Origin of the sequence: Arthrobacter oryzae (assembly GCF_030812315.1) — a bacterium.
GTDB lineage: Bacteria > Actinomycetota > Actinomycetes > Actinomycetales > Micrococcaceae > Arthrobacter > Arthrobacter oryzae_B.
Genome location: NZ_JAUSSM010000004.1, coordinates 436,689 through 443,967 on the forward strand (window position 1 = coordinate 436,689; position 7,279 = coordinate 443,967).

General features: G+C 65.1%; 6 protein-coding genes and 1 rRNA gene. 3 read left to right on the top strand and 4 right to left on the bottom strand.

Translation table 11 applies throughout. The features are described from left to right. Window positions 1-54: 54 nt before the first annotated feature. A complete protein-coding gene (locus tag J2S97_RS11215) occupies window positions 55-1,473 on the top strand; it encodes a DUF4032 domain-containing protein (protein ID WP_307049347.1) in 1,419 nt (472 codons plus the stop codon). A 50-nt stretch (window positions 1,474-1,523) separates the two neighbouring features. On the opposite strand, the gene J2S97_RS11220 is transcribed toward J2S97_RS11215, so the two are convergent. Next, window positions 1,524-2,894 carry an FAD-binding oxidoreductase gene (locus tag J2S97_RS11220; protein ID WP_307049349.1) on the bottom strand — a complete coding sequence of 457 codons (1,371 nt, stop codon included), beginning with the start codon at window positions 2,892-2,894 and terminating at the stop codon, window positions 1,524-1,526. Between the two features lie 348 nt (window positions 2,895-3,242). Here J2S97_RS11220 and J2S97_RS11225 point away from each other — a divergent pair, with 348 nt between their 5' ends. Beyond that, window positions 3,243-4,964, top strand: a complete 1,722-nt coding sequence (locus J2S97_RS11225; RefSeq protein WP_307049351.1) for a glycoside hydrolase family 13 protein — start codon at window positions 3,243-3,245, stop codon at window positions 4,962-4,964. A 46-nt stretch (window positions 4,965-5,010) separates the two neighbouring features. After that, a complete protein-coding gene (locus J2S97_RS11230; RefSeq protein WP_307049353.1) occupies window positions 5,011-6,042 on the top strand; it encodes a LacI family DNA-binding transcriptional regulator in 1,032 nt (343 codons plus the stop codon). A 13-nt stretch (window positions 6,043-6,055) separates the two neighbouring features. Here J2S97_RS11230 and J2S97_RS11235 read toward each other — a convergent pair whose 3' ends face one another. From J2S97_RS11235 to rrf, 3 genes are all read right to left on the bottom strand, one after another. After that, window positions 6,056-6,577: a GNAT family N-acetyltransferase gene (locus J2S97_RS11235; protein WP_307049356.1), complete on the bottom strand. Its 522-nt coding sequence runs from the start codon at window positions 6,575-6,577 to the stop codon at window positions 6,056-6,058. 10 nt (window positions 6,578-6,587) lie between these two features. Continuing rightward, the gene (locus J2S97_RS11240; protein ID WP_307049358.1) at window positions 6,588-7,079 is read right to left on the bottom strand and encodes an SRPBCC domain-containing protein; all 492 of its coding nucleotides are present in this window, start codon (window positions 7,077-7,079) and stop codon (window positions 6,588-6,590) included. A 106-nt stretch (window positions 7,080-7,185) separates the two neighbouring features. After that, window positions 7,186-7,279, bottom strand: a 5S ribosomal RNA gene (gene rrf, locus J2S97_RS11245); the annotation flags it as partial.

A 7,279-nucleotide genomic window follows, 5' to 3' on the forward strand; every position in this document is an offset into this window, starting at 1 on the left:
GGCTTTCCTGACTGTGTTTAGGCACCCCGCCCCTACGTACGGAAGAATTGGCACATGACCGAGGAAAGCAACGCCCAATGGCACGACGAGCCCACCGACTACGGCCAGATCGGCAAACTGCCTCGGTTTGAAGCGGCCAGCGCCAACGACGACAAGAGTTCCAGCGTCTCCAGCAACCTGAGCATCACTGCCGCGGCGGCTGATCCGGAACTCCTGGACCTGCCGTGGCACATCGCATTGGAGGACTGGCCGGCTGAAAACCTCGCCGCGCTCCCCCGCGGCATTTCCCGCCACATTGTGCGCTTCGCCCACCTTGGCGGCTCCGTGATAGCCATCAAGGAAACGTCAGAGCACGTGGCCCGCCACGAGTACCACATGCTCCGCAAGCTGGCGCGCCTGGACGTGCCCTGCGTTGAACCCGTGGCCGTCATCACCGGCCGCACCACGCCGGACGGCAGGCCGCTGAACCCTGTACTGGTCACCCGCCACCTGAAGTTCTCCATGCCCTACCGTGCGCTCTTTTCCCAGATGCTGCGCAAGGACACCCTCACCCGCCTTATTGACGCCCAGGCGCTGCTGATGGTCCGGCTGCACCTCATCGGCTTCTACTGGGGCGACGTCTCGCTCTCCAACACCCTGTTCCGCCGTGACGCCGGCGCATTTGCCGCGTACCTCGTGGACGCCGAGACGGGCGAGCTGTACCCGGACCTGTCCACCGGCCAGCGCGAGTACGATCTCGAGATCGCCCGGGTCAACATCGCCGGTGAGCTGATGGACCTGCTGGACGGCGGCCTCATCGAAGAGAAAGTGGACCCGGTCGCCACCAGCGAACTCATCATGGACAGCTACCGGCGGCTCTGGACCGAGCTCACGGAGAAGGAATCGTTCGAGATCGGCGAACGCTGGCGCGTGGCCGCCCGGATCCGGAAGCTCAACGAGCTCGGGTTCGACGTCGAGGAATACGCGATCAAGACCACCCAGAACGGCTCCACCATCCAGCTCCAGCCCAAGGTGGTGGATGCCGGTCACCATCAGCGTCGCCTGCTGCGGCTTACGGGGCTGGACGCCCAGGAGAACCAGGCCCGCCGCCTGCTCAACGACATGGACTCATTCCGGGCGGACAACAACCCGAAAATGGACGAGGAATACAGCGCCCACCTCTGGGTCAGCCAGATCTTCGAGCCCATTGTCCGCTCGATTCCGCGCGACCTCTCCGGCAAGCTCGAACCCGCGGAAGCCGTCCATGAGGTCCTGGAGCACCGCTGGTACATGTCAGAAAAGCAGGAACGGCACATCCCGCTGGCCGAAGCCGTTCAGTCCTACATCGATTCCATCCTCCGGCACCGCCGTGACGAGGCAGCGATCATGCTCAACCCGGACACCGGGCTGCTCAAGATCCTCGAAGTGGAGACCGAGCAGTCCCGGTACGGCGACGACGAAACGATCGACGAGTACCCGGACGTCGACGACTAAGGCCGCCGGCGGGACCGCGGGCTGACCGCTGCTGCGGAACGCCCCGCGGCCTAGATCGCCTTTCCGGGGTTCAGGATGCCGGCCGGATCGAAGAGTTCCTTGATCCGGCGCTGCAGCTCACGCACCGGTGCCGGCTGTTCCAGGCCCAGCCACCGCAGTTTGTACTGCCCGATCCCGTGCTCGCCGGTGATGGTGCCGCCCATCGCCAGGGCTACCGTGATGGATTTGTCCAACGCGGCGCCCAGCCGCTGCATGGCTTCGGCGTCCACCTGGTTGTCCAGCCGGTCAACCCAGAAGGTGGGGTGCAGGTTGCCGTCACCGGCGTGTGCCACGACCTTGAGCTGAACTCCGTAATCCACGGCCATGGCCTCGAGTTCGCCGACGTAGTCCACCAGCCGTGAGCGCGGGACCGCCACATCCTCCCCCACGCGGTATTCGTCGTCCACCTCGACGCCGCGGCTGTTGCGCCGCAGGTCCACCAGCCGCTCCGCTTCGGCACTGTCCTCCGTGGTCACCGTGGCTCCGCTGGCGGATAGGACATCGCGGACCACGTCAGCTTCGGCGGCTGCACCGAAACCGTCTGTCTGGACCAGCAGGAGCGAGGCGCCGCGTGCACTCAGGTCCGAGCCGTGGATCTCGTCGAGCTGAAGCAGCGAACCGCCGTCGAGCAGTTCCATGATGGCGGGCTGCACACGCGCCTTTCCGACTGCCAGCACGCCCGCCGCAGCGCTGCGGAAGTCCGGGTAGAAGGCGGCGATGGTGTGCACTTCGCGGGGCAGGTACTTCAGCCGCACCGTTGCCCCCACGACTATTCCGAGCGTCCCTTCGGAACCGACGAACAGCCCCGTGAGGTCATAGCCGGCCACGCCCTTGAAAGTCTGGTGGCCGGTGTGGATCAGCGAGCCGTCGGCCAGTACCACGTCGAGGGCCAGCACGGAGTCGCGGGTGACGCCGTACTTGGCGCAGCGCAGTCCGCCGGCGTTGGTGGCAACATTGCCGCCAATGGTGGACGTCCGGAAGCTCGCGGGGTCCGGCGCGTACATCAGACCGTGGACGGCCGCGGCGTCGTTGAGGTCGGCGTTAATCACACCCGGTTCGACGACGGCGGTCTCGTCGTCCGGCTTAAGGTCCAGGATGCGGTTCATCCGTTCAAGGCACAGCACGATGCACCCCGGGCTGGCATGCGCGCCCCCGGAGACACCTGTCCCGGCCCCGCGGGCAACAATGGGCACTTTGTGCTTGGCGCAGGCACTCACCACTGCCTGAACGTCCGCCACCGTTTCGGCCCACACCACGGCCAAGGGCAACTGGTAGTCAAGGACCGGGGCCTGGTCTATGGCGTAGACGGCCAGGGTCTGTTCGTCCACGGCAAGTTTGCCGGGCTCCAGGATGGTTTTGAGCTCGTCAACAATGTTGACCATGCGGCCTCCAGGTCCGTTGAATCCGGCCTTCAGTCTAGTCCGCGGGGGCCCCGGGTGCCTGAGCGCCGGACGGTAATGCCTAGTGCAGCCCGGAGTGCAAACGCTTCCAAAGTCGGGGGACGGAAGCACAGTGGAAAGCCACATTACTCGGCGGTAGTGGGTGGCGCAAGAGCCGCGGGTGGAGCTTTGCGAGATCAGCATTATCACCGTATGCCATACCACCAAGCCGAAAAATGCTCCAGGCAGAAACGAGGCAAACTTAATCGAATGAGGCGTGCGTCACAATTGGAAGCGTTTTCAGCTCCGGGAAAATCCGTTCTACGATTACCGGCATGTCCGTTGACTCAAATGCTCGAAGCCCCCGCCGTCTCGGCCGGGCCACTGACCTTGGTACACACCGCCGATGACGCTCCAGGATGGTGGCGGTCCGCCGTCATCTACCAGGTCTATCCGCGTTCCTTCCGCGACCTGAACGGGGACGGAGTCGGTGATCTCGCCGGAATTACGGCAGAGCTACCGCAGCTGGCCCGGCTGGATGTCGATGCTGTCTGGTTATCGCCGTTCTACCGGTCCCCGCAGAAGGACGCCGGGTACGATGTCAGCGACTACTGCGATGTTGATCCGCTCTTTGGCACGCTGGCAGACTTCGACACCATGATGGCGGAGGCCGCCCGCCTGAGCCTCCGGGTGATCGTGGACCTCGTTCCCAATCACTGTTCGGACCAGCACGCCGCTTTCCAGCAGGCCCTCGCCGCACCGGCCGGCAGCCGGGAACGTGAAATGTTTATCTTCCGGGAGGGCCGCGGCGCTTTCGGTGAAGAACCGCCCAACAACTGGCAGTCGCACTTTGGCGGATCGGCCTGGACCCGGATCACGGAGCCGGACGGGGCGCCCGGGCAATGGTACCTGCACCTCTTTGACGCGTCGCAGCCCGATTTCAACTGGGACAACCAGGCGGTCCACGATGAATTCGAGCGCGTGCTCCGCTTCTGGCTGGACCGGGGCGTCGCCGGATTCCGCGTGGACGTTGCGCACGCCCTGGTGAAGGCTCCCGGTTTGCCGGAATGGGGCGGCCGGGCCGACGGCGGCAGCTCGGACGGCTACCCCGGGCATGAGGCACCGATGTTCGGCCAGCCGGCCCTGCACGACATCTACCGGGCCTGGCGCCGCATCCTTGCGGAGTACGGTCCCGACCGTATCCTGTGCGCCGAAGCCAACGTGGACCCGTTGCCCCGTTTGGCAGACTGGGTCCGGCCTGATCAAATGCACCAGGCGTTCAATTTCCCCTACCTGCATGCCGGCCTTGACGTTCGCCGCCTTCGCGGCGTCATCACGGATTCGCTGGTGGCGCTGGACGCCGTCGGCGCACCCAGCACCTGGGTGCTCTCCAACCACGACGTCGTCCGCCATGCCACTCGCTTCGGCTACGACGGCCCCGCACCGCGCGACGGCGACGGGATCGGCATCTTCGACCATCAGCCCGACGTCGTGGCGGGCAGGACCCGGGCAGCGGCAGCATCCATGTTCATGCTGGGGTTGCCGGGCGGGGCCTACCTGTATCAGGGCGAGGAGCTGGGGCTTCCCGACGGCATCGATATTCCAGACAGCCAGCGGCAGGACCCCACGTTTGCGCGCACGGGTGGCGAACGGCTGGGCCGCGACGGGTGCCGGGTGCCCTTGCCGTGGCGCGCCGCTGAGCTGCACGCCGGGTTCGGGTCCGGGCAGGCCCCGTGGCTGCCTCAGCCGGAGGGTTTCCGTGAACTGGCGCGAGATGCCCAGACGGACCAGCCGTCGTCGCATTTGAACCTCTACCGCCGGATACTGGCGATGCGCAGGGAGCTTGACCTGGGCCGGGGGTCATTGGCATGGCTGGAAAGCTGGTGTACAGATAGGTCCCTGGCCTACCTCAACGGAACCACGCTTGTAGTCATGAACGTGGGACGGGACCCCCTGGAGCTTCCGCCGGGCCTGGTGCTGCTGCGCAGCTCACCGGCCGCAGCGGAAACGCATGACGGCGGCCATCAGCTAGGCTCAGGTGAGACGGTCTGGTTGAACCTTCCACTTGGGTAATCCTGCTGTCGTCTGATTTCGCAGTTGAGGACACGGAGAGCTGAATATGCCCGGCATCAAGGACGTCGCAGAGCGGGCGGGCCTTTCCATCGCAACGGTGTCGCGGGCACTCAGTGGCAAGGGCAATGTCTCGGCACGCAGCCGCGAACGTGCCCGGGCTGCCGCGGCTGAGCTCGGTTTCGTGTTGTCGTACCACGCTTCCAGCCTCGCTTCCGGCCGAAACCACAACGTGGGCGTGGTGGTGCCTTCCGTCCACCGCTGGTATTTCTCCGCGGTGGTGGAAGGCGTCTCGGCTACATTGCTCGACGCCGGATACGACCTCACGCTCTACAACGTCAGCGAAGGCCCGGACCGACGGCATAGCGTGTTGAACGACTTCCTGCTGCGGAAGCGCGTGGATGCGGTCATCGCCGTGTCGCTCGAGCTCAGTGAAGCGGAAATACGACAGCTGCTGGCTATCCATCGGCCAATTGTGGGTATCGGCGGTCCCTTGCCGGGCGCCTCCACCATCCGGATAAATGACGCCGGTATCGCAGAGGCCGCCACGAACCACCTGATCCACCTTGGACACTCCCGGATCGCGCATATGACCGGTGATGCCTTCTTCGAGCAGGATTTCCGGCTTCCGGGTATGCGCCAAGGCGGTTACCACAAGGCCATGGCGGCCGCCGGGCTGCAGGTGCGCCCCGAATGGCAGGTCTCCGCCGACTTCACTGTCCAGGGCGCCTATGCGAGTGCCAGGCGGCTGCTCGGCGGCATCTCCGAACGTCCCACCGCGGTGTTCGCTGCTTCGGACGAGATGGCCATCGGTACAATTCTGGCGGCACGCGACTTCGGCCTCCGGATCCCCTACGACCTTTCTGTCATTGGCATCGACGGTCACGAGCTTGGCGAGGTCTTCGGTCTGACCACCATCGACCAGGACGCCCGCGGCCAAGGCGCTCTGGCGGTACGGCTCCTGCTGGCAGGGCTTGGGGACGCGGCCGACGGCGAGGCAACCGATACGGAATTCCCTACCAAATTCGTGGTCAGGTCCAGTACGTCCGTACCACCTGGCGATACAGCGCCGGCGCGCTAAGAACCCTGCGTGGTTAGGCCTCCGGCCCCGCCGGCGACAGCTCACGCTCCATGATGATTTCCTTATTACTGGGATCGAGCGGGTATACCTCCCGGCGCCCCGTGTCATGGAAGCCGTGACGTGCATAGAAGCCCGCGGCGCGGGTATTGTCCTCGTGGACTCCCAGCTGCAATATCCCGGCTCCCAGCTCATCCGCTGCGACCGCGACCGACCGTCGCAGCAGCTCATCCGCAAGGCCGGTTCCCCGATAAGGGGCAGCCACATACACACTGATAAGCATGGCCTGAAGGGGCCGGTTGGTTTCCTGTGGCTGCTTGACCACCACGCGCATCAGGCCGCAGAAGGCCAAGGCCCCGGGGACCTCCTCGGCGACGAAAGTCACGCTACCCGGAGCCGTCATGGCGACAGCCCGGTTCCGCCATTGCCCCACTGTCTGCGCCTGGGCGGACTCCAGCGACTCCACATAGGCAGAGGGAGTATCGGCGAGCATCTCAAGCCGCACCCTGCGTAGCGGCTCCCATTCCCCCTCAGCCATGCGCCGGACGCTAGCCAACTGCCCCTCCCATAAACCGTACGAAGCGGGACAGTACGCCCGGCCATCCTGCGTCGTACTCGGCGCGCGTCCGTGCCGGGTCTTCGGCGCCCTCCCAGCCGTCATGTACCAGACGGAGCTCAGTCCCGCCCTCCACAGCCCTGAACGCGGCCCTGAGCTCAGTGGACCACAACGCCGTGGTCCCCGGGTGCCAGCTGGCATGGAAGGACATCGGGGGCTGCCAGTCGTCTATGGATCCCCAGACAGCGGTCCGGCCGTCGTCGGCTGTTTCAAGAACCAGGTTCTCTTCGAATTCGACGTACGAGCCGGCGCCGAACACGCTGTGATCCTCAAGCGGCCACCAAAGATGGGTGTGTTCCGTGAAGCCAATGAATACCTTGGAAACCGAACCGGGCACCACCACCGTATGAACTATGGCGTCCAGGGCGTCTACGGGATCGGACGCTTCGTCCGCAGGGGACGCGTGGCTGAAGAGGTTATCCATGGTCAACAACTTTACCCGGCGGCCGGCCCGCCCAAAACGGCACTGAAGCGGCCGTTAAATAACTCAGGCCCCGACAATCCTTGTCGGGGCCTGAGTTCTAATTTATGTCCGGCGGTGACCTACTCTCCCACACCCTCCCGGGTGCAGTACCATCGGCGCTGTGGGTCTTAGCTTCCGGGTTCGGAATGGGACCGGGCGTT

What these genes read in the sequence shown, in the direction of transcription:
- J2S97_RS11230 (WP_307049353.1), top strand. Translation starts at nt 5,011, where the DNA reads ATGCCCGGCATCAAGGACGTCGCAGAGCGGGCGGGCCTTTCCATCGCA.
- J2S97_RS11235 (WP_307049356.1), bottom strand. Translation starts at nt 6,577, where the DNA reads ATGGCTGAGGGGGAATGGGAGCCGCTACGCAGGGTGCGGCTTGAGATG.
- J2S97_RS11225 (WP_307049351.1), top strand. Translation starts at nt 3,243, where the DNA reads ATGCTCGAAGCCCCCGCCGTCTCGGCCGGGCCACTGACCTTGGTACAC.
- J2S97_RS11215 (WP_307049347.1), top strand. Translation starts at nt 55, where the DNA reads ATGACCGAGGAAAGCAACGCCCAATGGCACGACGAGCCCACCGACTAC.
- J2S97_RS11220 (WP_307049349.1), bottom strand. Translation starts at nt 2,894, where the DNA reads ATGGTCAACATTGTTGACGAGCTCAAAACCATCCTGGAGCCCGGCAAA.
- J2S97_RS11240 (WP_307049358.1), bottom strand. Translation starts at nt 7,079, where the DNA reads ATGGATAACCTCTTCAGCCACGCGTCCCCTGCGGACGAAGCGTCCGAT.